This is a genomic window from Lacihabitans sp. CS3-21, from assembly GCF_024343675.1.
In the GTDB taxonomy this organism is placed as follows: Bacteria; Bacteroidota; Bacteroidia; order Cytophagales; family Spirosomataceae; genus Leadbetterella.
In genome coordinates, this window is the sequence record NZ_RJUD01000003.1 from 123,867 (window position 1) to 149,299 (window position 25,433).

Genomic DNA, 25,433 nt, shown 5'->3' on the forward strand with positions numbered 1-25,433 from the left:
TGAATTATTGCTTTAAATTATTAATTGTCAAGAAGTTTTAAGGATAATTTATGTTGATTTTTGGACATTAAAATAAATCAGTGAATTGTTTAAACTTTTCAATACCTATTACTTTTAGTAGTTTCTGGTTTTAAGGTATTGGTCTACCTTTGTCTCAAACTTAATTAATAGATGAAAACAGCTCTTTCTATAATTTTATTTTTGATTTCTATGAATTCATATTCCCAAGAATTTCAAGGAAAATGGACTGGGACGGTGAGCGGAAACAATGGTACTTTGGACTCAGAGATGAATCTAAAATATAATACTACAAAAACTCAAATTTTGGGAGAAATGATAGTGACCAATTCTGGAGTAAAAGACTTTTATACCATAAATACCGACGTCTCTCAAAGTTCGGCAAAAGGCACATTGAAATACAAAGACGGCACAATTTTCAATATTGAAATGACGCTTTCGGGTGGAGGTTTATCACAGAAAATAGCCTATAACAATCAGGTGATTTTACAGGGAACTTATCAAAAAGGAGCCCCAAAACCAAGCATTGAAGCTGTAAAAAATGACGGATTGTATAGAGATCCTGCTCTCGTGGGGCATTGGACGCATCATGAAAATTATTCTAGCAGTGGAGGCTTTTATGGTGGATCAAGTAGCAGCATTGTGCTTTTTGCTGATGGAAGGATTGGGGATGGAGGTTCAAAAAGTTATGTAAGTGGCCCAAATAGTTCAGGGAGTTCTAGCGGTGGTGGAAATTCAACTATAGACAAAGTTAGTGCCTCAGGTGCAAGGTGGTTTACCAAAGGAAATATATTCTACTGGCGAGTAAATCTAAATGGACAAACTAAGGATATTCCTAACTCAAAGTATTTTATAAAAGACGGAGCATTGTTGTTGACTGATATTCAGACTGGGAAAAAGATGTTGTATTATAGGAAGTGATGGGTAGAAATGTTTAATCATAAGAAAGTTTGTTACAATTCTAAACATCCAATAATGGTAGTGGTGGTTATTTTTAATTATTTACCACAATAAACTTTCCCACAAACCCAATAAACACAAACTATTCCCCCTATTTTCTCCCTATATTTGCAGCCCTTTTGTGTGATTTACTCGGCAGGATGGGTTCTTTTACTTCAATAGTTTTACATGCAAAAATACATCTACGGTATAGATTTCGGCACTTCCAATTCAGCTTTGGCCATTTTAGATATTGAGACTAGACAGGCTGTTAAGCTTTTTACAGTACCCTCGCTTTTATTTTTCCAGGAACCTAAGGAGCGTGGAGAGTTTACCAGAGTGGCGGTGGGTCAAGATGCCATTGACCAGTACGTTCAAAATCGCATGAATGGCCGTTTTATGAAGTCTATCAAAAAGGTATTGCCTAACAAAAGTTTTGTAGATACCCGAATTGGTAACCGCATGTACAAGGCTGAAGACTTGGTGGCGTTTATTTTGAGCCATCTAAAATCCATGGCGGACGAGTTTCTTGGCGAGGATATAAAAACGGCGGTTATTGGCCGGCCAGTAGTGTTCGACGAAGACTCCGAAAAAGATGCATTGGCTCAAACGAGGTTAGAAAAAGCCGCTAAAATCGCAGGTTTTGAAAAGATCTATTTTCAGTTAGAACCGATAGGGGCGGCATATACTTATGAAAGACAAATAGAGAAATCAGAACTCGTACTTGTGGCAGATTTTGGCGGCGGTACTTCTGATTTTTCCTTGATGCGACTAGACCCTGAAGCAAAAAATTTGGCGAATCGCAAGAGCGACATCATAGGTCAGGGTGGTATTTATATTGGAGGTGACAATTTCGATTCCGATATCATGTGGCACAAAGGCACCCCGCATTTTGGTAGGGGAGTGAAGGAGGAATTTACGCCTGGTAAACCGCTCGATTTACCGCTTTCTTATTTTCAAAATATCTGTTCTTGGGAAAAAATGAACTTTTTGGATACGCTTCGAATGAAGCTGAGCATTGAGAAATCATACCAATATTCAGGTAAAGACCATAGGGTAAAAAACCTTCAAATTTTGATTTCCGAAAACTTGGGTTATTCTTTTTTTAAGGAAATTGAAAAAGCCAAAATCACGCTGACCCATGAAGAAAAGGCCGAGTTGAGCTTTCAGAATCATGGAATAGAAATAGAGGAAGAAGTAAGTTTGACTGAATTTAAAGACGAAATTATAGCTCAAAATTTATCAAAGATCGAAGAATACTTGGACCGGTTCTTAGAAGAAAAAGGCATTGCCAAAGAATCAATAGATGTGGTGTTTATGACTGGGGGCACTTCACTTATAAAGCCTTTGAATCAGATATTTAAAGACAAATTTGGAGAAGATAAACTCAAATCGGGCGACAATTTCAATAGTGTAGCCATGGGCTTGGCCTATAGTTATTTAAACATAAATTGAGGTTTTCTGCTATTTTTTTGGCAACTAAAGGGTTTAAAATGCTTGAGAAAATGCTCTAAATGCATTATATGGGTCTTTTGGTCATATTCAAATAATTTCCGAATTAACCGCATTGCTTTGCTTTTTTTTGAATTCCTGCCACATATTTTACTATTTTTACAAGAAACATTAGCGGCTTGAAAAAAATATTGCTCGTAGAAGACGACCTCCAGGTTTGTGCCATTGTCAAGAAAGGTTTGGAAGAGGAGAACTTTCAAGTTGACGAAGCCAATGATGGCGAAAAAGGATACTTTTTGTCCAATTCTAATGCCTATGACCTGGTGATTTTAGATATAATGTTGCCCAAAATGAATGGTTTGGAGCTCTGTCAAAAGATAAGAACAAATAGCAATGTGCCGATTTTGCTTCTAACAGCACTGGGTACAGCCGAGAATGTGGCCATGGGACTCAACCAAGGTGCGGATGATTATCTGGTGAAGCCATTTAAGTTTATTGAACTCATTGCCCGCATAAACTCATTATTGCGAAGATCTACTTTGGCGGTTGCTGAACCAGCAAAACTCATTTTTAGGTTTTCGGCTATAGAAATAAATGATACTTCGAAACTCGTAGCCGTAAATGGTAAAGAAGTACAGCTTACAAGTACCGAATATAAGCTTTTGCTCCTTTTGTTGAAAAGTCCCAATAAGGTTTTTTCAAGACAGGAGATTTTAGAGGAAGTTTGGGGAATCAATTTTGATTTGGGTACAAACGTGGTGGACGTTTATGTAAATTATCTACGCAAAAAACTGGATAAGCAAAACTGCCCAAAAATCATTCAAACCGTTGTTGGAATGGGCTATGTGATGCGAGATTGAGGATTTGAAAACTACTGACTTATGAAAACTCAAAACAAGATAATACTTTTACTGTCAAGCATATTGCTGAGCTTTATTTTGGTATTTGGAGGTTTCATTTATTATACTTTTACTCAATATTCGTATCAGGATTTTCACGAAAGGCTACATATACGAGCCGTTACAACTGCTAAAATTCAACTAGAATATCATAGAGAAGGTAGTTATTTGAAGTCTTTTAAGGCTGAGTATCTCGAAAAACTGGCTAATGAAAAGGATTATATATTTGCATTGGATACCCTAAAGGATTTTTCAGCATTATCTAAAAGTCTCAATGTAAGTAGTACTTTTTTAAATGATGCAATCAAGCTGAAGGAGTCTTATTTTAACAAGAATGGTGTTTTTTTTACTGGAATAAGTTACACAGTTGAAGGCAAAAATTATTTGGTGATTGTATCTGCTGAAAATTATTATAATACCCACCATGTGGTTTTTTTAAGGCAGCTCCTTTTTGGGGCATTTATTATATCGCTGCTTTTAATATTTTTTGTTTCTTATTGGTTCTCGCTCAAAATCACCAAGCCACTTAAAGAAATAATGGGTGATATCAATAAAATCGGAACTGATAATTTGTATTTGAGACTTGAAGGCAATAATCAAAATCATGAATTAGGGAGTTTAATTCTTACCTTCAATCAAATGTTAGATAGACTCGAGACATCATTTGAGGCTCAGAATAATTTTGTGTCAAATGCCTCTCACGAATTACGAACTCCTCTCACTACAATTATAGCCGAGGCAGACTTGTCTTTGAGTAGAAAGCGAGACACAAAACACTATGAAGATTCGTTAAAGGTAATTCTGACAGAAGCTGAAAAGCTAAATACAAAAACCCAAGCTTTGTTGTTCTTGGCTCAAACGGGTTTCAAAGGTAAAGAGCTCCACTTCGAGACTGTAAGAATTGACGAACTTTTGTTGGAATGTAAATCAACAATCGATAAAATTCATCCAAATAACTATGTGGCCCTTAATTTCTCTTCCCTACCTGAGAATCCAGAAAGTTTATTGATAACAGCTAATCCACAACTCTTGCTTTTAGCCATTTCGAATATCATTAGCAATGGCATAAAGTACTCTAACAATCAGCCCGTTACGGTTAAGGTTGAGTCTGTAGATGAGACTATCAAGCTCACGGTCAGCGATTTGGGTATCGGTATCCCTAACAAAGAGCTTCCTTATATTTATGATCCCTTTTTCAGAGCATCTAACACTTCAAATTTCGAAGGTTATGGCATTGGTTTACCTTTAGCTCGAAACATCATCCGAATTCATAAAGGTGAATTACATGTTTTTTCTAATATTCCTATGGGCGTTATTGTGGAAATTAGAATCCCGTTAAAACAAGATTAGAATCCGATTAAAATCCTACATTGGGCTTTTTCGCTACAACCTTTCTCCAATTATTGGCGTTATTTTTACAATTCTTGAAGTAGAAAATATCAAAAAATTGTGAATATTAGTTCGATAACTGTAAAAAAGGAAGATATTAATGGATAAAGTTTTTCAAAACTTAAAGTATGATTTGCCCTCTGGCTTGGTGGTATTTTTAGTTGCACTTCCGCTCTGTTTGGGTATTTCATTGGCTTCTGGAGCACCGTTTTTTAGTGGAATAATTGCTGGAATTATTGGGGGGATGGTAATAGGAGCAATCAGTAACAGCCAGCTCAGTGTAAGTGGACCCGCCGCTGGACTTGTGGCTGTGGTTTTAGAAGCAATAAGTAGTCTCGGTTCTTTTGAGGCTTTTTTAGTGGCAGTTGTTCTTTCTGGAATGATGCAAATTGCCTTGGGTTTTTTGAAAGCAGGTGTAATAGCCAACTATTTCCCAAGCAATGTGATTAAAGGGATGCTTTCTGGTATTGGTATTATTATCATTTTAAAGCAAATTCCTCATGCATTGGGCTATGATAGAGACAATGAAGGCGATTTTGCGTTTTTGCAACTGGATGGCGAAAACTCCATCACCAGTTTATTTTCAGCTATTCATCATGTTGATATTGGTGCTACGCTCATTGCTATTATTGGAATGGCTGTCATATTGTTGTTCGAAACTTCAGCCTTAAAAAAGGTTTCTAAAATTGTACCTGGTGGCTTGGCAGCGGTTATCGTTTGTGTTTTGGTAAGTGAACTTATTTTCAAAAACTTCCCATTATTGGCAATATCTTCAGCTCACTTGGTGAATATTCCTGTTCCTACCACCACTGAAGAGTTTAAGGCTCTCATTACGTTTCCTGATTTCTCCAACATCTCAAGCACTCCAGTATGGATTGTGGCCTTAACTATCACTGCTGTGGCCTCGATAGAAACGCTGTTGTGTATAGAGGCAGTGGACAAATTAGACCCAGAAAAGAGAATTACCAGCACCAATAGGGAGCTCATAGCACAAGGTATCGGAAATACATTATCGGGCTTGATTGGCGGCTTGCCTATTACAAGCGTGATTGTGCGTAGCAGTGCAAACCTAAATGCCAATGCCAAAACAAAGCTTTCAACTATCTTTCATGGCTTTTTGTTGCTTGCCAGTGTATTACTAATTCCAGGTTTACTTAACAAGATTCCATTGGCCGCTTTGGCTGCCATTTTGTTGTTTACCGGATATAAATTGGCGAAGCCAGGCATTTTTGTGGCCATGTTCAAGAACGGAAAATACCAATGGATTCCTTTTGTGGTGACAGTTTTGGCGGTAGTCTTTCTTGATTTGCTCAAAGGCGTAGGTATAGGTCTTATGGTCAGCATCGTGTATATTTTGTTAGGAAACCTTAAAAACTCTTACTACTTCCACAAAGAAGGGTACGAAAAGGGAGAAACCATAAAAATCAGACTCCCGGAGGAAGTTTCTTTTTTAAACAAAGCCGCTTTACGTGAAACCCTAGACCATTTACCTGCAGAAAGCAAAGTAATTATAGACGCTACTAACACCACTTATATTGATTTTGATGTCATAGAGCTCATCAAGGAATTTAAGGAAATAAAAGCCCCGCTCAAAGACATTGATTGTGAGCTGGTAAACTTTAAAGACATTTATCAAATCAATAGCAATTTTGTTTCTTCAACACATTAATATATTTTAAATTGTATGAAAATCCCAAAAATAAAGCCTATCGATAAACTTATCGAAAACAATAGAAAATGGGCTGCAGACGTAGTTAAAGATGATCCTGAGTTTTTTTCTAGATTGTCTAATACGCAGAAGCCTGACTTTTTATGGATAGGATGCAGCGACAGTAGGGTTCCTGCCGATAGAATTACTGGTACTCAACCAGGTGAAATTTTTGTACATAGGAATATTGCCAATATGGTAATTCATACTGACATGAATTTACTGGCAGTTTTAGAATATGCCGTAGATCACCTCAACGTTAGTCATATTATAGTTTGTGGCCATTATGGATGTGGTGGTGTGAAGGCAGCTATGACCAGGCATAATTATGATTTAATCAACAAATGGATTCGAAATATCAAGGATGTCTACAGAATGCACCGCGACAAAATTGATTATCAAACCAAACCTGAGGAAAGGCTAAACAAATTGATAGAATTAAATGTGGAGGAGCAAGTGATGAATCTAGCGAAGACTAGCATTGTTCAGAGAGCTTGGAAAGCAAAGAAGGCACCTGAAATACATGGATGGGTATATAGCCTAGAAGATGGACTTATAAAGGAGTTATGTACTGTTACCCACAAGGATCACCTAGATCCGCTTTACGAATTTGATGATTTATAAGAAAAATCTCGCAACCAAAAATTGCGAGATTTTTTAGCTTTTAGTCAACTTTCATATTTACACTCCAAGCTTCAAATAGCTTCTTTTGGGCTTCGCTTGGATTTTCAATTTTGTTTATTTCTACCTTTTGTTTTGCTAGTCTTTTGTAACTTAATCCAATTTTTGACAAATACTCTTCGTGAGGAAAAGGCTCGTTGTTTACAATATATTTGTTCGTAAAATCTTTGATTTCAGGAAAAGTCATGGCCGCCAAATCGTCAAAGAATGTTTTTTCGTTAAAAGGATTTCCTTTTCCATATTTCTTGATAAGGTTAAGTAACACTTCTCTTAGGCCAAATTTTCCCTTCGAAAGCTCCAAAATTCTAATGTCTAAATAACTGGCCGTTAATGCTCCTTTGTAATAAATATTACCATACTGCTGGGCACCATCGCCGCCATTAAATGATTCATCAGCGATTTTCTTCAAACTCCAGTCTGGCTTAAAGTAGTTTTCACTCACAATGATTTTTTGTTTCAAACCATTTGTAAGGTATTCTTCTAAAGTGGTTACTCCGCCTCTAAATAGTTGCACATGAGATGCCCACTCAGTAACGCCTTCATATAACCAAAGATGCTGCGAGGGAGTGGGTTTTTCAAAATTGAAAGACTCGATAATTTCTGAGTGAATATTAAGCGGGGTAATCACATGAAAAAACTCATGAGAAGCGATATCAACTACAGATTTTAAAAATGCTGGTGATGGCTCTTCCTCTGCTATAACGTACTCTGAGCTATAAGAATGCTCCCAAGCACCCGTAACACCACTTGGATTTTGCAAGAAATAAAATAGAAAAGTATAATTGTCAACAGGCAATTTCACCAAGAATTTCTCAGCAGCTTTAAGCATTTGTGTCATTTCTTTCAACAACATTTCTGAATTCACCTTCCCATTTTCCGAAAAGGTATAGATTCTGATAGGTGTATCTGCTATTTTGGTTTCTGCAAATGAAAGCTTTCCCGACATAATGGGCGAATCCACCAAATGGTCAAAATCATCCGCCATAAAATATCCATTTTGTTCTTTGAGGGCTGTTCCGGTTTTCCAGCCTTCTCTTCCATTTATTCTGATGCCTAAAGGGTGGTTCTGCATGCCCTTAAAATACCCACTCAATGTATGGGCATTAACAAGCACATTCTCTTTTTCAATAGAACTACCCGCCATCATATAAATTGGCATTTCCTTTAGATCGGTATCGAAAGTTTCCGCCACCTTATAGTGCAAACTTTTGACTTTTTCTGGTTTGGTTATTATATATTGGTTAGGGGCTTTAAACTCAGTTTTTAAAAGCTTGCCTTTTTTATCATAGGCTTCAAAGTCGCTCACCAATCTACCAATGTTCATGGTTTGGTAAGTACCTGGTGCCGTAGCCGGAAACTGGAAAACATTATTGCTTTTTGAAAGCTTTTGTGGAACTTGAAGTTTCACAAAAAAAGTGTCGGCATTCAGTTTTACATCCACATCGATAAGTATGGGCTGTTGTGCAAAAGCCGCTACACTGAGTATGGAAAGTATTGTAGTACATTTAAGTTTGTTGAGCATTGATTTTGATTTTTAAAATGAAAAACATCCACAAAACTAAAAAAAATATAGTTTAATGGATGTTAATTGTGTTTTTTAAGCTATTTATTCTTCTTCCTCTCTATCTGCTCTGTTTACAGTGTAGTCATAGCCGTCTTCTCCTCCATATACTATGCAGAGTTCGTCAAGGGCATTCCAAAAACCCAATTCTTCTTCCGTCAATAGATAAAATTCTTTGAGCGAAATATACACACCACCGTCGTCTTCTAAGGTTTCCCAGTCGAAAAAGAAGTCTTGTTCGCTTTCTACATATTCAAGAATCAGTTCTTCCAACTCGTCCGCAAAATCTTCGGACTGTTCAGTGTAAACATAGAAATCTTTGAAAATCAGGTAGTCGCTATCATAAAACATCGATTCCTCATCGTCCACCTGCACGCCTTCGCTATAGTCAAGGTTTTCTACTGCTTTTATAATCCAGCTATCGTGCGAGTTGTAGTCTGGGTGAATCATATAATCATAAGGAATGTAACAATAACCTTTGTCACCCCATTCTTCGCTCCACGAGTTTCTAACAATAAAAACCCTGTCAATATCAGAATATCCCACACACAGCATGGCATGCCAGCCGTGTGTTTCACGGGTGTTATCTGTGGCTTTTGGCATAGGAACTCGGCCTTTGTTGTTGCAGGCCTCGTCGAAGGAGTCGAAAGTATTTATGGCAAAAGCTATCGGATATCCTTCTGCTAAAGTTTCTCTCCAGAGATCCAAATCGGTATCGATATATTCTTTTTCAACTACTTTGAAAGATGCTCCCTGTTCGTAAGCTTCTGCAGCAGGTTCTTCATTTATTTTATCCTCTTCGTTGGGCCAAAGTTCCTCTGAGCAGGCACCGTATTCTATCAGACCATCAATGGCACATTGCATATATGAGCCTGAGTCTTCATCTTGGCTACCATCCACATACCTGGCATTGTAATAAATATATAACCTACTCACATCAGAGGCTTCTCCAAGTTCTCTTTTAGCCAAATATTCATATGCACCAGCCATTGCGTTGGCTACACAACTATTGCCCACTTGGTACTCTACTGAGGTTAGAAATTTGCGTAAATCTACTTTTTGAGGAAGGCTTTCAGTGTTTTTCAGAGCTTTCATGGCTGCTCCGGCGGGTTTGCGGCCAATTTTATAGCCACCAATTCGGTTGTTCATTTTTTGAAGAAATCAGATGTTGATTAAAATAAGACCAATAATAAAAAGTACTGAAGGCCCTGCTGCCCAATAAAGCGATTGTTGTGACCAAGTTTTAAAAATACAGAGAATCACAAAAATGGGATAAAGAATCATAGCTCCGATAATCAAATACGGCCAAATAGATTTTGTAGAATCAGGAGCGTCAAAGGCCATTATAGACATCGGTGCCGAAATCGCCCACGGAATAAGCGTGCCTGCATTCAGAATAGTTAAGAGTATCAATAATATTTTCATGGTTGAAAATATAACAATGGTTAGGTTTCTGGGAGCAATATTAACGAAAATATTTATGACCAAGTTCTTGAAAGTAAATTTTTTGGAAATGCGGAAGAGAATTTAGTAATTGCCGTAAAAACAAGCTAATATGTCACTGTTATTTTTGGGAAATCTCGGAGCAACTGAAATTGTTGTCATTCTTCTATTTTTTTTATTGCCTGTAGTATTATGGATTTTTGCCATTGTTGATTTGATTCAAAGACAATTTCAAGACCAAACCAATAAAATAGTTTGGGCATTGGTTATATTATTAGTGCCATTCTTTGGCTCAATTTTGTATTTTTTAGTGGGGAGAAAAGGTGGGGTTATTTAAATTTCAAGAAACATTAATTCATTCCTTTAAAATAGCCAGAACCAATCGAATAGCATTTTCGGCTGCGGGCTTCATGAATATTTGAAAATCTAAGTGAGCATCGTTATTAGCATTGTCTGAGCAGCTCCGGATAATTATAAAAGGCACTTTTTGTTGAAAGGCTATTTGAGCTACGGCTGCACCTTCCATTTCGGTAGCCAAAGCACCAAAAGAGTTGTAGAGCCATTTTGCTTTTATAGAATTGCTCAAGAATACATCGCCTGTAGCTATTTTACCTATAAATATTTTGGGATTATGCTCCCCAACTTTTATGGTTTTCAGATTCGGGATTACTTTTTTGGCTTTTTCAAGAAGTGTTTTGTCAGAGACAAAATACAGAGGGTTCTTCTGATTATTTTCAATGTGCTGTGTAGGTCGTACTATGTATTCATCGTTGGCTAAATGTCTGGCATAATCATGGTGAAATATTGAATCGCCTACAACAATATCTCCGGGTAAAGCCTCTGGATGCAGTCCTCCAGCTACCCCAGTAAATATTATTTCACTGATTTGATATTTTTCCAATAGCAATGTGGTCGAGTAAGCAGCATTTACTTTGCCGATTCCTGCTTTCATTATTACCACATTTTTGTTTTCCAATCGACCTTCATAAAAAGTCAAGTCTTTATATTTTACTATCTTTTTGTCTTCCAAATTTTCAGTCAATATCCTTATTTCCTCGGGCATAGCACCAATTATACCAATTCTTTGGCCAAAAAGTGATACGGATGAAATCCAAAAAAAGAAGATAAAGCTTAAACGCATAAGGCTAAAATGGATAATATATTTATGATAATTAAAGTCAATGAAATGTCTTCTTTTTTCCCTACAAAAAACTTTAAAATTGTCCATGTCAAAAGGCCAAAGACAATGCCTTGCGTAATACTGTAGGAAAAAGGAATTAAAGTTAAAGCTAAAAATGCTGGGATACCTTCATCCATTTGGTTCCATTTAATTAGTTTGATAGGTTCTAACATAAAGGCCCCAACCAATACCAATGCAACAGAACTAGCCACGGCAGGCACCATAGAAACCAAAGGAGAAAGGAACATCAATGGCAAAAACAAAAAAGCAGCTACTATGGCAGTTTGTCCTGTTCTTCCACCCTGCGAAATTCCAACTGCAGACTCTATGAAAGCTGTACCAGGGCTACTACCAGAGACACCAGCCACCAAAGTTGACATGGCATCCGTTAGAAGTGATTTCCTCATATTTTTAGGTTCACCGTTTTCTTCTTTTAATCCAGAGGCTTCAGATAAGCCAACCAAAGTCGAAATGCCATCAAACAAGTCGGTAAACGCAAAAACAAAAATAACAGGTAAGAATGCGAATTTGAAGCTTCCTAAAATATCTAAAGAAAATAAAAGGCTGAAGTCTGGTGCTGAAAACAAACCTGAGTAATTTACAACGGTTGATACACCAAAATTATAAGCCGAGGCATCGCCCCACCATCTTCCTATGGGAATGGCCAAAATTGTTGTTACAATAATTCCGTAAATAATAGCACCCGAAGTTTTTTTAATCAGGAGTATTGATGTAAAAAATAATCCAGCGAAAAACGTAATCGTATTAGGGTCTTTTAAAGAATTTAAACCAACCAAAGTAGCAGGATTGTCTATTATTATATGGGCGTTTTGCAATCCAACAAAACAAATAAACAAGCCAATACCCGCCGAAACTGCATGTCTGATGGCTTTTGGAATAGCCCTCAAAACATTTTCTCTTACATTGAAAAATGAAATCAACATAAAAAAAACGCCAGCCCAAAATACCGCACCAAGTGCTTGAGGATAGGTTAAGCCCAGATGTTTAACAGCTGTGAAAGTAAAAAATGCATTCATTCCCATGCCTGGAGCAACAATAATGGGGTTTTTAGCATACCAGCCCATCATTAAACTCCCAAAAAATGCCACTAATATTGTAGAAGTAACGACTGCATTAAAAGGCATCCCAGCTTGTGATAAAATAGCAGGGTTAACAATTACGATATAGACAGTGGCTAAAAACGAAGAAATACCAGCAAATACCTCTGTTTTATTTAATTTCATTTTTTAGGGTTTTGGATAGTCAAAACTACAATTTCCTTTCAGAATTTGTGTATGACTTCTGAAGTTTGTTAAAAGTAGATTAGTAAAGAAACTACTTCAATTGGTATTTTTTAAAATACATCTGAGCAAAATCTTGCCTTAAGTTTTATTCGGGTATATTTTTTTGGATTATTGTTTTGGAAAAAGAATAGATTTTGTAGTATTCAAATTAAAGTTCCTTCAACACCGCCTCCACAAATCTATTCGGTCCATCAAGAGTATGTTCAAAAAACAAGTCAGGCTCTATCATTTCTACTTCCATAAGTAGAAAGCCATTTTGTGTTATTACGCCATCTATTCGGGCGTAAACGGATTCTTTTCCGGCAATTTCCACAATATTTTTTGCTATTGAAAGTAGCGTGGTTGATGGCTCAAATTTGAGATATTGGGCTCCAAATTGTTTCTGAACTCTGAAGTCGCCAGACTTCGGGACTTTCTGTATTGCATGCGAAAAATTGCCTCCGAAAAACAACATGGATATTTCGCCTGCATCTTTTATTTCCTCAAGAAAAGGTTGGACGAGCCAATCTCCAGTCCTTGTTTTATTATCAAGAACTTCTTGTGTAAGCATGTTTACTTCAAATATTTCCGTCTCATGTGAGCCTGCGGATACTGCGGGTTTTATCACTATCTTTTCCCACATTTTGAGCTTTTCTAATTCTATTTTTTCTGAAGAAAATATAGTTGGGATAATGCTAACACCTTTGTTTGCAAGTTCTTTTAAATAGAATTTATGTGAATTCTTTAAAACCATCTCAGCAGAATTTATGAGCCTGGTTTTTGAATTTATGAATTGAGAAATCCAATTTTTAAATTCCACAGGTTTTAAGTAATAATCCCAGGTACTTCTAATTAAAACAATATCGAAGCTACTCCAATCAACTTCTGAATCATCCCATATTTCTGGACTTACGGTGTAACCATTCTCTCTAAATATCGGAATAAGTAATTGGTCGTTGAAGGTTAAATCGGGTAGTTTGTCGTAGGTAGCAATAGCGATTTTGGGCATTTTTAGGTTTTTTGAGCCACAAAGATATTGTTTTTATTATAGATGAAATTTGTTTTCACAATAGATTTTTGGTCGTTTTTAGGTAGTAGGGTTCTAATTCGGCGATTTCCCATTTCCCACTTTTATTTGTTAAAAGCACCTCAATTATTCAGTTTTTATTAAAATATAGCTAAGTTTATGACATCTATTTTACCCCAAACCATGAGAAAAGTACTTACACTTGGTCTTTTATTTTATTCTAGTCTTTTATTTGCACAAAGTTATTACCCTTATCAAGGTATTACTTTTAACAAAGTGCATCTTAATGATAATTTTTGGTTACCTAAAATCGAGATTAACCGTACCGAAACCATTCCTTGGTCGTTTCATCAATCCAAAATTACGGGTCGTATTAAAAACTTCGAGCAAGCCGCAGCTAGGTCTGGGAAACTCTGCGGAGTGTATGTATTCGACGATTCTGATGTGTACAAAATCATCGAAGGAGCTTCTTACTCACTCCAAATTAAGTATGATAAAAAGCTCGATGACTATGTGGACTCGCTCATAACAGTTATTGGTGCGGCACAAGAACCCGATGGATATTTGTACACTACCCGAACTATGGGCGATCAACACGAATGGATGGGAACCGAACGCTACGAAAAAGAACATGAGCTGAGCCATGAATTATACAACATGGGACATTTTTATGAGTCGGCAACGGCACATTTTTTGGCTACCGGCAAAAGAAACATGTTAGATTTGGCCATTAAAAACGCTAATCATCTTTTAACCGTTTTTGGGCCAGGAAAAAAGTCGGTAGCACCTGGTCATCAAGTTATAGAGATAGGCTTGGTTAAAATGTATTTGGTCACAGGCGATAAACGTTATCTGGATTTGTCGCAGTTTTTTATAGAATGTCGTGGAAAAAGAATTTATGCCAAAACCGCTGGAGACAAAGAGGCCACGGTTTGGGAGACGGGTGAATATTGGCAAGACCACAAACCTGCAATTGAACAAACTGAGGCGATTGGTCACGCCGTAAGAGCGACTTATTTGTACTCAGGGATGGCCGATGTGGCAGCTTTAACCCAAAACCAGGCCTATATAAATGCCATCAATAAAATTTGGGAAAACGCTGCAGGAAAGAAAACTTATATCACGGGTGGAATCGGCTCCTCTGGTGGTTGGGAAGGTTTTGGACCAGATTATCAATTGCCAAACGAATCGGCTTATTGCGAAACTTGTGCAGGGATAGGCAATGTATATTGGAACCACCGTATGTTTATGCTTACCGGGGAATCGAAATATATGGATATGGTAGAGAGAACCCTCTATAATGGTATTTTGGGTGGAATTGGCCTTGACGGAAAGACCTTTTATTATGCCAATCCTATGGAATACACGACCATCAACGGCAAACTAAGTGGAGAAAACAAACGCTCGCCTTGGTTTAAATGCTCATGCTGTCCATCAAATATTTGTCGATTTATGCCTTCTATTCCGGGTTATATATATGCACAAAAAGGAACTGATGTGTTTGTAAATCTTTATATCGGAAGTGAAACAACCTACGCCATAGACTCAAAAAATAATGTTACCATCAAACAAACTTCCAATATGCCTTGGGAAGGAAATGTGAAGATTCAAGTGGGCACAAACAATAAAAAAGGTATAAACTTTACTTTAAATTTGAGAGTTCCAGGTTGGATTGAAGGACAAGTTTTCCCGACGGATTTATACACTGCAAAGGAGAAGTCTCAAATTGGAGAAATACTTAAAGTTAATGGGCTTGTTGTGGCCGCGTCAAAAACCAAAAATGGATATTTCACCATAAATAGGTTATGGAAAAACGGCGATGTTGTTGAACTGAATTTGCCCATGAACACGCAAGAAATTCTTTCTCATGAAAAAATAGAAACCAACCGTAACCTCGTAGCTGTGCAACGTGGGCCGCTCATGTATTGTGCGGAATTTGCTGATAATGATGGAAAAACCTCCAATATAATTTTTAACAAGAGCAATAATTTTTCAAGTAATTTTGAGCCAAATTTGCTAAATGGAGTAATTACTTTGTCAACAAATGCAAAAACATTCAATTTTACAGATCAAGAGATTAATACAAGTCTTAAAACCATAAAATTGATACCTTACTATGCCAGATCAAATAGAGGAATCGGAGAAATGAGGCTCTGGTTTCCAACTAAGATTCTGGGCGTGAGGATTGAGAATTGAGTGCTGTTATTTTTTAATTATAAATTTGTTAATCTCTAAAATTGTTTAAACCTGTATAAATGCTCAATCAATACCTTCAAGCCGATAAGATAAACCTAGCCATTGACTGCTGTATATTTGGTTTTGACGGCGAAAACCTTAAGCTTTTACTTATCAAACGTAATTTTGAACCTGAACTTGGCAGGTGGTCTTTGATGGGAGGTTTTTTGAAAAGAGACGAAGATTTAGAAAACGGTGCTAAGCGAATTCTGAACGAACTTACTGGTCTTGACAATGTTTACCTTGAGCAACTTCAGAGTTATGGAAAAGTTAACCGTGATCCCGTGGAACGCACGGTTTCGGTTTGTTTTTATGCTTTAATCAATATCAATAATCACGATTCAGAGCTCGCAAAATCTAAAAACGGTTCATGGTTTTCTTTGGAAAATAAACCAGATTTAATTTTTGATCACAACGAAATGGTGGAGAAGGCTATTGCCGAAGTTAGGTATAAAGCAGCTTTGCATCCAATCGGATTTGAGTTATTGCCCGATAAATTCACCATTCCGCAATTACAAAGACTTTATGAGGCCATTTATGGTTATCAATTAGACAGAAGAAACTTTAGTCGCAAAATTTTGTCTACAAAACTCTTGATTGATACTGGCGAGAAGGACAATAATTCTACCACAAAAAAAGCTTCCTTGTTTAGGTTAGATATTGAGAAATACACCTCTCAGTTCAATGCATTTCATTATTTTATGAATTTATAACTGAACCATCTGGAGAATATTTGTGTAGAAATGGTATAAATCATAAAATATGGAAATAGGAATAGATAGTTTTGCCGCAAAAGATAGCTCTAAAGAAGATACCAAACAAAATAGCCAAATTGCGATAAGCGAATTGATCGAAAGAATAGCATTTGCTGATAAATGCGGCTTAGATTTTTTTGGAATTGGCGAACACCACCGCAAAGAATTTTTGGATTCAGCCCCAACCATGATTTTGGCAGCCGCAGCTGCAAAAACTAATAAAATAAAGCTCGGAAGTGCAGTAACAGTACTCAGTGCCACTGACCCAGTGAGGGTTTTTCAAAATTTTGCTACGCTCGATCTAATCTCAAATGGTAGAGCTGAAATGGTAGTAGGCCGTGGTTCTTTTACTGAAGCCTACCCTCTTTTTGGATTAAATCTTCACCATTACGATGAGCTTTTTGCCGAAAAACTCGATTTATTGTTGAAAATCAAAAACTCAGAAACCATAACTTGGTCGGGAAAATTCCGCCCCGCTCTTAACAATCAAGCCATTTATCCACGACCAATCCAAGAGGATATTCCAATTTGGCTCGGTGTGGGCGGTACGCCTCAATCGTTTGTTCGTGCTGGAGTTTTAGGTTTGCCTTTGATGGTGGCCATTATTGGTGGTGACACACATAGATTCAGACCTCTGATAGATTTGTATAGAGAAGCTGGCCGGAAAGCGGGGCATGCACCCGAAAAATTGAAAGTGGGCTTACATTCCTTAGGTTATGTTGCTAAAGATTTGGATACTGCAATCGAAGAATATTATCCAGGCTATGCCGAAATGTTTACCAGAATCGGTAAAGAAAGAGGTTGGCCACCAGTAACTAAATATCATTTTATGTCTCAAATTGGACCATTAGGAGCATTTTTAGTGGGAAGCCCAGAAGAAGTTGCTGCCAAAATACTGCGACACAGCGAAGCATTAGGCGGTATATCAAGGGTAACTTTTCAAATGGATAATGCTGGGCTTTCTCATGAAAAGTTATTGAATGCCATCGAATTGATTGGAACTAAAGTGTCGCCTTTGGTGAATGCTAGTTCGTAATTTACTAGATTAAATTCTGATTTAATTTCTAAAGAATTTATCATTGTATTTTCTTTTGTTATATTTTCTAGGTTTAGGTTTTAATTTAAATTTTGAATAAATATTAATTTTTATTAACCATAATGCGTTTTTCTCTTGTTCTTGGAATTTCTTTATTGTTTATTTTTTCGTGTGAAAAAAACATAGACCCAAAATTTCAAAGGGCTTTTGGAAGCATACCTGACTATTCTTGGGTATTTCCTGAAGAGGAAATCAGAATTATAAGAATAAAAATAGGAATAGAAAATTGGGAGAAAATTCAACGCGATATGGAAATGCGTATTGCTCGAAAATTCGGTAGTCAAACAGCTATACCTGGTGTCACACCGCTAAAAGCATCTGTTTTGGATGCTGTTCCTGGAGATCCTATTTATGTAAAGGCAGAAGTAACCCAAGGTGATTTTACTTGGAAAAATGTTGGATTTCGTCTAAAAGGCAATGCTTCACTAAATTCAAGTTGGCGAAGTGGTATTTATAAATTGCCATTTAAAATTCAGTTTGATGAGTTCGAAGACCAACATAAAGAAATTAAGAATCAGCGTTTTTTTGGTTTCCGAGAATTATCATTTTCACCAAGTTTTGGAGATAATACTTTTATGAAAGAAAAACTTTTGACTAGTCTTTTTAGGAAAAATGGAGTATTAGCATGTAAAGTTGCCAATTACAAGGTTTATATAGACTTTGGTCAAGGTTCAAAATATTGTGGCGTATATCAGGTAATTGAGTCAGTGGTCGAACATTTAGTTAATAATCAAATTGGTAAAGAAGTTGGAAATGTTTACAAACCTGAATCAAGTTTTCAATCTTTTAATTTAGCTGAATTTGAAAAACAAAATAATAAAACCTTAGCTGATTATGAAGATGTTAAACAATTTGTGTCGGTGTTAAATAGTAACCTAAGGCTCTCAAATAAAGCTCAATGGAAAAAAGATTTAGAATTGATATTTGATGTTAAAAGTTTTTTGAGGTACTTGGCCGTAAACAATACTGTGGGCAATTGGGACGGGTATGGACAAATAACGCATAATTATTTTTTATTAAATGTTGATCAAAAGCTTAATTACCTACCTTATGACATGAATTTGTCGTTTCAAATGAAAGGGGGAAATAACCGAACGGCCCTAACTTTTGAAATGAAGGAGGTAGCAAATCAATGGCCGCTAATTAGATATTTAATTGATGATCCTGAATATTATTCATTTTATAAGGCAGCTGTCAAAGACTTTATTGATAGAGATTTTAATCCTTCAAATTTGAGTGAATATCTTCGAAAGCAAAAAGCTATTTTACAACCTAATTTTGAAGGTTCAGAAGCAGAAAAACCACCGTATAGCCATTTATCAGCAGTATCGAATTTTTCTAAGTCAATTGTTGATTTGGAAAAATATATAAATGAAAGATATGTCGCTACATTAGATTTTGTAAAACAGTGATAAATCACAAAATACTAAATTCGAAATAAATATATTTTTTAGTAAAGTTTATTTGGGTGCTTTATAGTTATTCCATTTTTTAGTAGTTATTTGATTTTTTCATTATTATTATGTTTAATTTATATAATAATTTCAATAATTATTTGTTCAAAAACTCATATTGTGTTAATTTCACACAATTTATATTTCAATCAAAATATATTGCATGAAAAAGTTTTATTTATTATCCTTAATTCTATTATCATTAACTGGGTTTTCTCAGACTAAAATCACTTTAAATTCAGACTTAGCTAAAACCAAAATTAACAAACATATATATGGGCACTTTGCTGAACACTTGGGAAGGTGCATATATGAAGGTATTTATGTGGGAGAAGGAAATACCAAAATCCCCAATACTTCGGGGGTAAGAAATGATATCATAACTGCCTTGAAAGACCTCAAAGTGCCCAATCTTCGTTGGCCTGGAGGTTGCTTTGCAGATGCTTACCAATGGAAAGACGGTATAGGTCCTAAAGCCAATCGCCCGAAAATGGTGAATGTTTGGTGGGGTGGAGTTACAGAAGACAATAGTTTTGGAACACATGATTTCCTCGATTTGTGCGAGAAAATTGGAGCAGAACCTTATTTAGCTGGTAATGTGGGTAGTGGAACCGTTAAAGATTTGGCCGACTGGGTAAGCTATGTAAATCAGCCAACGGGAAGTCCAATGTCTGATCTTCGAATTCAGAATGGACGTAAAGAGCCTTGGAACGTAAAAATATGGGGGGTTGGCAACGAAGCATGGGGATGCGGAGGCAATATGACTGCGGATTATTATGCCAATATTTACCGTCAGTATGCTACTTTCATGAAAGACATTACGCCAGAATCTAAACTTTACAAAGTGGCTTCAGGTGCAAGTAGCGATGATTTTAACTGGACCGAAACCTTGATGAAAAACATTCCTCACAATATGATGTCAGCATTGGCATTGCACCATTATTCGGTATTGAGTTGGGTAGAAACCAAAGGTCCTTCAATGGGTTTTTCTGAGGCAACTTATTTCAAAACTATGCAAGAAGCTTGGAAAATGGAAGAGTTCGTAACCAAGCACAGCACTATCATGGACAAATATGACCCAGAAAAGAAAATCGACTTGATAGTGGACGAATGGGGCGGTTGGTACGATACCGATGCAGAAGGCAAAGGTGCCTTGTACCAACAAAATACCATGCGTGATGCCATGATAGCCGGTTTAACACTTAATATTTTCAACAATCACGCAGATAGAGTTCGTGGAGCAAACTTAGCTCAAATTGTAAACGTGCTTCAAGCCGTTATTTTGACCAAAGAAGAAAAAATGATCCTTACGCCAACTTACCATGTTATGAAAATGTACAATGTACATCAAGATGCCACACTGGTGCCATTGCACATTGAGTCTCCTAATTACCAGTTTGGCGATAAAAAACTTACCGCTGTGTCAGCATCTGCTTCAAAAGATGCTTCAGGTGCGTTGAATATTTCCTTGACAAATATTGATTTCAAGAAATCACATGAAGTAATTATAAATTTAAGAGGAGAAGATTTTTCTAAACTTTCAGGCCAAATTCTTGCCTCTTCAAACATCAGTGACCACAATTCTTTTGAGGAACCCAACAAGGTTACTAGTAAAGATTTTTCGGGTGCTAAACTAGACAAAGGTGTTCTAAAATTGACCATTCCAGCATATTCTGTTTTAGTTTTGAATTTGAAGAAATAATTTCTGCATTCTTAAATGGAGAGATTTCCTGCAAATTATTCAGGTTGACTTTTGAAATAAATATTATTTTTAAATGAGCATAAAATATACAATTGGCCTAGACTACGGTACAGACTCAGTGAGGGCACTTTTGGTAGATACTGATGGAAACGAAATTTCATCTCACGTACATTATTACGAGCGTTGGAAAAAAGGGATGTATTGTGATCCTTCCAATTCGCAGTTTCGTCAGCATCCAATGGATTATCTGGAGGGTTTAGAGAATGCCATTAAAGGTGCTTTGCAAAATCAAAGTCAAGAGCTCATACAAAATATTGTTGGTATTTCGGTTGACACAACTGGCTCAACACCAGTGGCTGTAGATATAAATGGAACGCCTTTGGCAATGTTGCCGGAATTTTCCGAAAATCCGAATGGGATGTTTATTCTTTGGAAAGACCACACAGGAAACGACGAAGCTGAGCAAATAAATACGCTTGCACATAGCTGGAAAGTAGACTACACAAAATACGTTGGCGGTATTTATTCATCAGAATGGTTTTGGGCAAAAATCTTGAGAACACTTAGAGTCGATGCAAGTATTCGTCAAAAAGCCTTTTCATGGGTAGAACATTGTGATTGGATTTCTGCAGTATTGACCGGAAATACCAATCCGTTAACTTTGAAAAGAAGCAGATGTGCAGCTGGACACAAAGCCATGTGGCATCCTGAATTTGATGGTTTGCCTTCTGAAGAGTTTTTAACTACCCTCGACCCACTTCTGGCAGGATTAAGAGATAGGATGTTTTCAGAAACTTACACTTCTGACCAAGCCATGGGAGCCATCTCAGCCGAATGGGCGGCAAAACTAGGATTACCTGAAAGCGTAATCATAGGCGTAGGTGCTTTTGATGCTCACATGGGTGGTGTAGGTGCTGAGATTGAGCCATACTCGCTTGTCAGAGTAATGGGAACTTCTACTTGTGATATGCTGATAGCTCCTAACGAGGAGGTTGGTCATTTGTTGATAAAAGGAATATGTGGGCAAGTTGACGGTTCAATCGTGCCTGGTATGTTGGGCATGGAGGCAGGACAGTCTGCCTTTGGAGATGTATATGCTTGGTTTCAAAAAATGCTATTAGGCCCAGTTTTTGATTTGATAGATAGTCAGGATGAAAAAGATAAATTATCAGAAAAGCTGATTCCTCATTTATCAGAAAAAGCGGCTCAAATAATGCTTACCGAAAATGACCCAATCGCCTTGGATTGGTTTAATGGACGACGCACTCCAGATGCAAATCATACTTTGAAGGGAGCTATATATGGTCTGAATTTAGGTTCAGATGCTGCTCAGATTTTTAAAGCTTTGGTGGAAGCTACTGCCTATGGGTCAAAAGCCATTGTCGATAGATTTATCAATGAAGGTGTACCTATCAAGCAAGTTATTTCGATTGGTGGTGTTGCCAAAAAGTCAGCTTTTGTGATGCAAACATTGGCTAATGTGTTGGACGTGCCCATAAAAGTTGCAAGTTCTGACCAAGCATGTGCCTTAGGTGCTGCCATGAATGCAGCTACGGCTGCAGGAGTTTTCACAAACATCAACGAAGCCCAAAAAGCCATGGGTTCTGGTTTCGACACGACCTATTTTCCTGAAAAAGATAAGGTGGAAGTTTATAAGAAATTGTATGCGAAGTATTTGTCTTTTGGAGCGTTTATTGAAAGTAAGGCTTGATTTTTTTTTAAATATATAAGAAAATAACAAATATAGATTTTAAATGAATCTATAATCCGAAATAATTATTTTAACTAAAATAAATTGACATAAAAGAAGATGGTAGTCTATGTAAACTATGATTCTATGTGTTGATCAAAACAAAAAATGATAGATTTAAAACAATACGAAGTTTGGTTTGTGACGGGTAGCCAACACCTTTATGGGGAAGAGACGCTTCGTCAAGTCGATGAGCATTCAAAGATTATTGCGGAGGCATTAAATGCTTCAGTTGAGATACCGGTAAAAGTGGTATTTAAGCCAGTGGTTAAAACTCCAGAAGAGATTTTGACGATTTGCAATGAGGCCAATTATGCCAAGAACTGCATCGGTATCATTACTTGGATGCACACTTTTTCTCCCTCAAAAATGTGGATAAAAGGCTTGACGGCTCTGCAAAAACCATTGCTGCACTTGCATACACAATTTAACCGTGAAATTCCATATGCGGAGATAGACATGGATTTTATGAATCTCAATCAGTCGGCACATGGAGATAGAGAGCATGGATTTATATTGACAAAAATGAAAATCAACCGCAAAACAGTGGTAGGTCATTGGGATTCGGCAAGTGTAAAAGCAAAAATTGGCGTTTGGGCCAGAGTATGTTTGGGTAGAAACGAAATGAAAAACCTGAAAGTGGCTCGTTTTGGTGATAATATGCGTCAAGTTGCAGTAACCGATGGCAACAAAGTATCGGCAGAAGAGAAATTTGGAATGGCCGTAAATACGTATGCGGTTGGAGATTTGGTACAGGTAATTAATCAAATTTCGGATGCTGAAATCCAGAAATTGATTAAGGAATATGAGGCTAGCTATCATATAATGTCCTCTTTGAAATCAGAAGGAGCTATGCGTTCTTCTTTGATAGAAGCTGCAAGAATTGAGTTAGGGATCAAGGCATTTATGGAAGATGGCGGATTTGGAGCCTATACCAATACTTTTGAAGATTTGCACGGCATGCGACAATTGTCGGGTATAGGCTCTCAGCGTATGATGGCAGCTGGCTATGGTTTCGGTGGCGAAGGCGACTGGAAAACCTCTGCTATGGTGCGTGTTATGAAAGTGATGGCAACTGGATTGAAAGGCGGCACATCGTTTATGGAGGATTATACTTATCATTTTGATCCGGCCAATCCTATGGTTTTGGGTTCGCACATGTTGGAGATTTGCCCAAGCATTGCCGATGGTACTGTAAACTGTGAAGTGCATCCATTGGGAATTGGTGGAAAAGAAGATCCAGTAAGATTGGTTTTTAATGCCTGTGCTGGACCGTCGATTAATGTAAGTTTAATAGATTTGGGTAGTAAATTTAGATTGTTAGTAAATGAAGTGGAGGCAGTAGAAGTTACAGAGAAATTCCCGAAATTGCCAACGGCTCGTGCTTTGTGGAAACCACTTCCAAATATGGAAATTGGCTTACAAGCATGGCTGATGGCAGGTGGTGCACACCACACAGTTTTCAGCCAAAGCTTAACAACTGAATACCTAGAAGATTTTGCAGAAATGTTTAATTTGGATTTGGTGGTGATAGATGCTGATACTAGGATTAGGGAATTGAAGAATCAGTTGAGGTTTTAAGTTGGAAAGGTGGTAAGTTGGTAAGTTGGAAAGTTTGGAGTTATGCTTATTTTTTGGGAATTTGGTTTTTAAAATTTTCAAAACTTAAAACACAAAAAATTATGGAGACTTCTAAAATTAAATCCTACAGAGAACTTATTATTTGGCAAAAATCTATTCAACTTGTTACTAATATTTATAGACTAACAAGGGATTTTCCAAAGGAAGAGCTATTTGGATTAACTTCTCAAATGCGAAGGTGTGCCATTTCTATTCCTTCGAACATTGCAGAGGGATTTGGTAGGAATTCCCAAGGAGACTTTAAAAGGTTTTTGAATATTGCCTTAGGTTCAACTTATGAATTGCAAACTCAAATAGAAATATCCTTAAACTTGGAATATCTAAATATTGAAAATTATAAAAATCTTATGGAGAGCTGTGTAGAGTTAGAAATAATGACGAATTCTTTGGTAAGTAAAATAAAAGCGAAAAGCTGAATACTTTCCAACTTTCTAACTTTCCACCTTACCAACTAAATATATGTATAAAGAACTTAGACAAGAATGCTTTGAAGCGAATATGCAATTGCCCAAGTTGGGTTTGGTGCTTTTTACTTTTGGTAATGTAAGTGCAGTAGATAGAGCCAATGGCGTGTTTGCTATAAAACCCAGTGGAGTGCCTTATGAAGAATTGAAATGGGAAGATATCGTAATTATGGATTATGATGCCAAGGTGGTGAATGGAAAAATGAGACCCTCTTCCGATACCAAAACCCATGCTTTGTTGTATAAAACTTGGGATGATATTGGTGGCATTACGCACACGCACAGCACACATGCTGTGGCTTGGGCACAGGCAGGTATGGATATTCCGATATTTGGAACTACCCATGCTGACCACACACACCAAGACATTCCGTGTGCACCAGCATTATCAGATGAAATGATTAAAGGTGACTATGAACACGAGACTGGCAACCAAATTTTTGGTATATTTGAGCAAAAAGGCTTGAGCCATAAAGAAGTGGAAATGGTCCTTTTGCAAAACCACGGACCTTTTACCTGGGGAAAAGACGCTGCAAAGTCGGTTTACAATGCGGCAGTACTCGAAGAGGTAGCGAAAATGGCGATGTTGACACTTCAAATTAATCCAAATACACTTAAACTAAAGGATTCTTTGAGAATAAAACATTATGAACGCAAACACGGGAAGGATGCTTATTATGGACAAGGATGCTAATGAATTTGCAAAGTTTGAGTAATTAGTTTTAAAAACAACTCTATACTTAATTTCAAAGGTTT

Annotated in this window: 22 protein-coding genes; 16 read left to right on the forward strand and 6 right to left on the reverse strand. The window is 37.0% G+C overall.

Annotated features, from left to right (window positions below; all coding sequences use genetic code 11):
* The first annotated feature begins 171 nt into the window (after window positions 1-171).
* The 6 genes from EGI24_RS03085 to can all read left to right on the forward strand — a co-directional run bounded on the left by EGI24_RS03085 (window position 172) and on the right by can (window position 7,029).
* On the forward strand, window positions 172-939 hold the full coding sequence (locus tag EGI24_RS03085) for a hypothetical protein (protein ID WP_255046814.1): 768 nt from the start codon (window positions 172-174) through the stop codon (window positions 937-939).
* A 207-nt stretch (window positions 940-1,146) separates the two neighbouring features.
* Window positions 1,147-2,412, forward strand: coding sequence for an Hsp70 family protein (locus EGI24_RS03090; RefSeq protein WP_255046815.1), 1,266 nt, complete (start codon window positions 1,147-1,149; stop codon window positions 2,410-2,412).
* A 176-nt stretch (window positions 2,413-2,588) separates the two neighbouring features.
* The gene (locus EGI24_RS03095) at window positions 2,589-3,269 is read left to right on the forward strand and encodes a response regulator transcription factor (protein ID WP_255046820.1); all 681 of its coding nucleotides are present in this window, start codon (window positions 2,589-2,591) and stop codon (window positions 3,267-3,269) included.
* A 21-nt stretch (window positions 3,270-3,290) separates the two neighbouring features.
* Window positions 3,291-4,658, forward strand: a complete 1,368-nt coding sequence (locus EGI24_RS03100) for a HAMP domain-containing sensor histidine kinase (protein ID WP_255046821.1) — start codon at window positions 3,291-3,293, stop codon at window positions 4,656-4,658.
* A 139-nt stretch (window positions 4,659-4,797) separates the two neighbouring features.
* Window positions 4,798-6,366, forward strand: a complete 1,569-nt coding sequence (locus EGI24_RS03105) for a SulP family inorganic anion transporter (protein ID WP_255046822.1) — start codon at window positions 4,798-4,800, stop codon at window positions 6,364-6,366.
* Window positions 6,367-6,381: 15 nt separating this feature from the next.
* A complete protein-coding gene (gene can, locus EGI24_RS03110; protein ID WP_262926167.1) occupies window positions 6,382-7,029 on the forward strand; it encodes a carbonate dehydratase in 648 nt (215 codons plus the stop codon).
* A 40-nt stretch (window positions 7,030-7,069) separates the two neighbouring features.
* On the opposite strand, the gene EGI24_RS03115 is transcribed toward can, so the two are convergent.
* The 3 genes from EGI24_RS03115 to EGI24_RS03125 form a co-directional block, all read right to left on the reverse strand.
* Window positions 7,070-8,608 (reverse strand): peptidase, encoded by a 1,539-nt coding sequence (locus tag EGI24_RS03115; RefSeq protein ID WP_255046823.1) that lies wholly within the window; start codon window positions 8,606-8,608, stop codon window positions 7,070-7,072.
* Between the two features lie 84 nt (window positions 8,609-8,692).
* The gene (locus EGI24_RS03120; protein ID WP_255046824.1) at window positions 8,693-9,796 is read right to left on the reverse strand and encodes a C1 family peptidase; all 1,104 of its coding nucleotides are present in this window, start codon (window positions 9,794-9,796) and stop codon (window positions 8,693-8,695) included.
* A 12-nt stretch (window positions 9,797-9,808) separates the two neighbouring features.
* Window positions 9,809-10,072, reverse strand: a complete 264-nt coding sequence (locus tag EGI24_RS03125) for a hypothetical protein (RefSeq protein WP_255046825.1) — start codon at window positions 10,070-10,072, stop codon at window positions 9,809-9,811.
* Between the two features lie 130 nt (window positions 10,073-10,202).
* On the opposite strand from EGI24_RS03125, the gene EGI24_RS03130 reads away from it, so the two are divergent.
* A complete protein-coding gene (locus EGI24_RS03130; RefSeq protein WP_255046826.1) occupies window positions 10,203-10,427 on the forward strand; it encodes a PLD nuclease N-terminal domain-containing protein in 225 nt (74 codons plus the stop codon).
* 18 nt (window positions 10,428-10,445) lie between these two features.
* Here the strand turns inward: EGI24_RS03130 and EGI24_RS03135 are convergent, their stop codons facing one another.
* The 3 genes from EGI24_RS03135 to EGI24_RS03145 form a co-directional block, all read right to left on the reverse strand.
* Window positions 10,446-11,231 carry a 5'-methylthioadenosine/adenosylhomocysteine nucleosidase gene (locus EGI24_RS03135; RefSeq protein WP_255046828.1) on the reverse strand — a complete coding sequence of 262 codons (786 nt, stop codon included), beginning with the start codon at window positions 11,229-11,231 and terminating at the stop codon, window positions 10,446-10,448.
* A complete protein-coding gene (locus EGI24_RS03140) occupies window positions 11,222-12,514 on the reverse strand; it encodes an NCS2 family permease (protein WP_255046829.1) in 1,293 nt (430 codons plus the stop codon). Before EGI24_RS03140 ends, EGI24_RS03135 begins: the two co-directional genes overlap by 10 nt.
* A 208-nt stretch (window positions 12,515-12,722) precedes the next feature.
* The gene (locus EGI24_RS03145) at window positions 12,723-13,562 is read right to left on the reverse strand and encodes a RimK family alpha-L-glutamate ligase (protein WP_255046830.1); all 840 of its coding nucleotides are present in this window, start codon (window positions 13,560-13,562) and stop codon (window positions 12,723-12,725) included.
* A gap of 201 nt (window positions 13,563-13,763) precedes the next feature.
* Here EGI24_RS03145 and EGI24_RS03150 point away from each other — a divergent pair, with 201 nt between their 5' ends.
* From EGI24_RS03150 to EGI24_RS03190, 9 genes are all read left to right on the forward strand, one after another.
* Window positions 13,764-15,776 carry a glycoside hydrolase family 127 protein gene (locus tag EGI24_RS03150; RefSeq protein ID WP_255046831.1) on the forward strand — a complete coding sequence of 671 codons (2,013 nt, stop codon included), beginning with the start codon at window positions 13,764-13,766 and terminating at the stop codon, window positions 15,774-15,776.
* 59 nt (window positions 15,777-15,835) lie between these two features.
* Complete coding sequence (locus EGI24_RS03155; RefSeq protein ID WP_255046832.1) at window positions 15,836-16,528, forward strand: NUDIX hydrolase; 693 nt, start codon at window positions 15,836-15,838, stop codon at window positions 16,526-16,528.
* Between the two features lie 49 nt (window positions 16,529-16,577).
* Window positions 16,578-17,606, forward strand: coding sequence for an LLM class flavin-dependent oxidoreductase (locus EGI24_RS03160; RefSeq protein WP_255046833.1), 1,029 nt, complete (start codon window positions 16,578-16,580; stop codon window positions 17,604-17,606).
* A 122-nt stretch (window positions 17,607-17,728) separates the two neighbouring features.
* Window positions 17,729-19,078 carry a CotH kinase family protein gene (locus EGI24_RS03165; RefSeq protein ID WP_255046834.1) on the forward strand — a complete coding sequence of 450 codons (1,350 nt, stop codon included), beginning with the start codon at window positions 17,729-17,731 and terminating at the stop codon, window positions 19,076-19,078.
* 205 nt (window positions 19,079-19,283) lie between these two features.
* Window positions 19,284-20,822, forward strand: a complete 1,539-nt coding sequence (locus EGI24_RS03170; protein ID WP_255046835.1) for an alpha-N-arabinofuranosidase — start codon at window positions 19,284-19,286, stop codon at window positions 20,820-20,822.
* A 73-nt stretch (window positions 20,823-20,895) separates the two neighbouring features.
* The gene (locus EGI24_RS03175; RefSeq protein ID WP_255046836.1) at window positions 20,896-22,533 is read left to right on the forward strand and encodes a ribulokinase; all 1,638 of its coding nucleotides are present in this window, start codon (window positions 20,896-20,898) and stop codon (window positions 22,531-22,533) included.
* A 147-nt stretch (window positions 22,534-22,680) separates the two neighbouring features.
* A complete protein-coding gene (araA, locus tag EGI24_RS03180; protein WP_255046837.1) occupies window positions 22,681-24,153 on the forward strand; it encodes an L-arabinose isomerase in 1,473 nt (490 codons plus the stop codon).
* A gap of 101 nt (window positions 24,154-24,254) precedes the next feature.
* Window positions 24,255-24,629, forward strand: a complete 375-nt coding sequence (locus EGI24_RS03185) for a four helix bundle protein (protein ID WP_255046838.1) — start codon at window positions 24,255-24,257, stop codon at window positions 24,627-24,629.
* A gap of 43 nt (window positions 24,630-24,672) precedes the next feature.
* Window positions 24,673-25,371, forward strand: coding sequence for an L-ribulose-5-phosphate 4-epimerase (locus tag EGI24_RS03190; protein WP_255046839.1), 699 nt, complete (start codon window positions 24,673-24,675; stop codon window positions 25,369-25,371).
* Window positions 25,372-25,433 lie beyond the last annotated feature (62 nt).

What these genes read in the sequence shown, in the direction of transcription:
- EGI24_RS03175 (WP_255046836.1), top strand. Translation starts at nt 20,896, where the DNA reads ATGAGCATAAAATATACAATTGGCCTAGACTACGGTACAGACTCAGTG.
- EGI24_RS03085 (WP_255046814.1), top strand. Translation starts at nt 172, where the DNA reads ATGAAAACAGCTCTTTCTATAATTTTATTTTTGATTTCTATGAATTCA.
- EGI24_RS03140 (WP_255046829.1), bottom strand. Translation starts at nt 12,514, where the DNA reads ATGAAATTAAATAAAACAGAGGTATTTGCTGGTATTTCTTCGTTTTTA.
- EGI24_RS03155 (WP_255046832.1), top strand. Translation starts at nt 15,836, where the DNA reads ATGCTCAATCAATACCTTCAAGCCGATAAGATAAACCTAGCCATTGAC.
- EGI24_RS03170 (WP_255046835.1), top strand. Translation starts at nt 19,284, where the DNA reads ATGAAAAAGTTTTATTTATTATCCTTAATTCTATTATCATTAACTGGG.
- EGI24_RS03120 (WP_255046824.1), bottom strand. Translation starts at nt 9,796, where the DNA reads ATGAACAACCGAATTGGTGGCTATAAAATTGGCCGCAAACCCGCCGGA.
- EGI24_RS03145 (WP_255046830.1), bottom strand. Translation starts at nt 13,562, where the DNA reads ATGCCCAAAATCGCTATTGCTACCTACGACAAACTACCCGATTTAACC.
- EGI24_RS03190 (WP_255046839.1), top strand. Translation starts at nt 24,673, where the DNA reads ATGTATAAAGAACTTAGACAAGAATGCTTTGAAGCGAATATGCAATTG.
- EGI24_RS03125 (WP_255046825.1), bottom strand. Translation starts at nt 10,072, where the DNA reads ATGAAAATATTATTGATACTCTTAACTATTCTGAATGCAGGCACGCTT.
- araA (WP_255046837.1), top strand. Translation starts at nt 22,681, where the DNA reads ATGATAGATTTAAAACAATACGAAGTTTGGTTTGTGACGGGTAGCCAA.
- EGI24_RS03165 (WP_255046834.1), top strand. Translation starts at nt 17,729, where the DNA reads ATGCGTTTTTCTCTTGTTCTTGGAATTTCTTTATTGTTTATTTTTTCG.
- EGI24_RS03100 (WP_255046821.1), top strand. Translation starts at nt 3,291, where the DNA reads ATGAAAACTCAAAACAAGATAATACTTTTACTGTCAAGCATATTGCTG.
- EGI24_RS03130 (WP_255046826.1), top strand. Translation starts at nt 10,203, where the DNA reads ATGTCACTGTTATTTTTGGGAAATCTCGGAGCAACTGAAATTGTTGTC.
- EGI24_RS03135 (WP_255046828.1), bottom strand. Translation starts at nt 11,231, where the DNA reads ATGCGTTTAAGCTTTATCTTCTTTTTTTGGATTTCATCCGTATCACTT.
- EGI24_RS03105 (WP_255046822.1), top strand. Translation starts at nt 4,798, where the DNA reads ATGGATAAAGTTTTTCAAAACTTAAAGTATGATTTGCCCTCTGGCTTG.
- EGI24_RS03150 (WP_255046831.1), top strand. Translation starts at nt 13,764, where the DNA reads ATGAGAAAAGTACTTACACTTGGTCTTTTATTTTATTCTAGTCTTTTA.
- can (WP_262926167.1), top strand. Translation starts at nt 6,382, where the DNA reads ATGAAAATCCCAAAAATAAAGCCTATCGATAAACTTATCGAAAACAAT.
- EGI24_RS03185 (WP_255046838.1), top strand. Translation starts at nt 24,255, where the DNA reads ATGGAGACTTCTAAAATTAAATCCTACAGAGAACTTATTATTTGGCAA.
- EGI24_RS03160 (WP_255046833.1), top strand. Translation starts at nt 16,578, where the DNA reads ATGGAAATAGGAATAGATAGTTTTGCCGCAAAAGATAGCTCTAAAGAA.
- EGI24_RS03115 (WP_255046823.1), bottom strand. Translation starts at nt 8,608, where the DNA reads ATGCTCAACAAACTTAAATGTACTACAATACTTTCCATACTCAGTGTA.
- EGI24_RS03090 (WP_255046815.1), top strand. Translation starts at nt 1,147, where the DNA reads ATGCAAAAATACATCTACGGTATAGATTTCGGCACTTCCAATTCAGCT.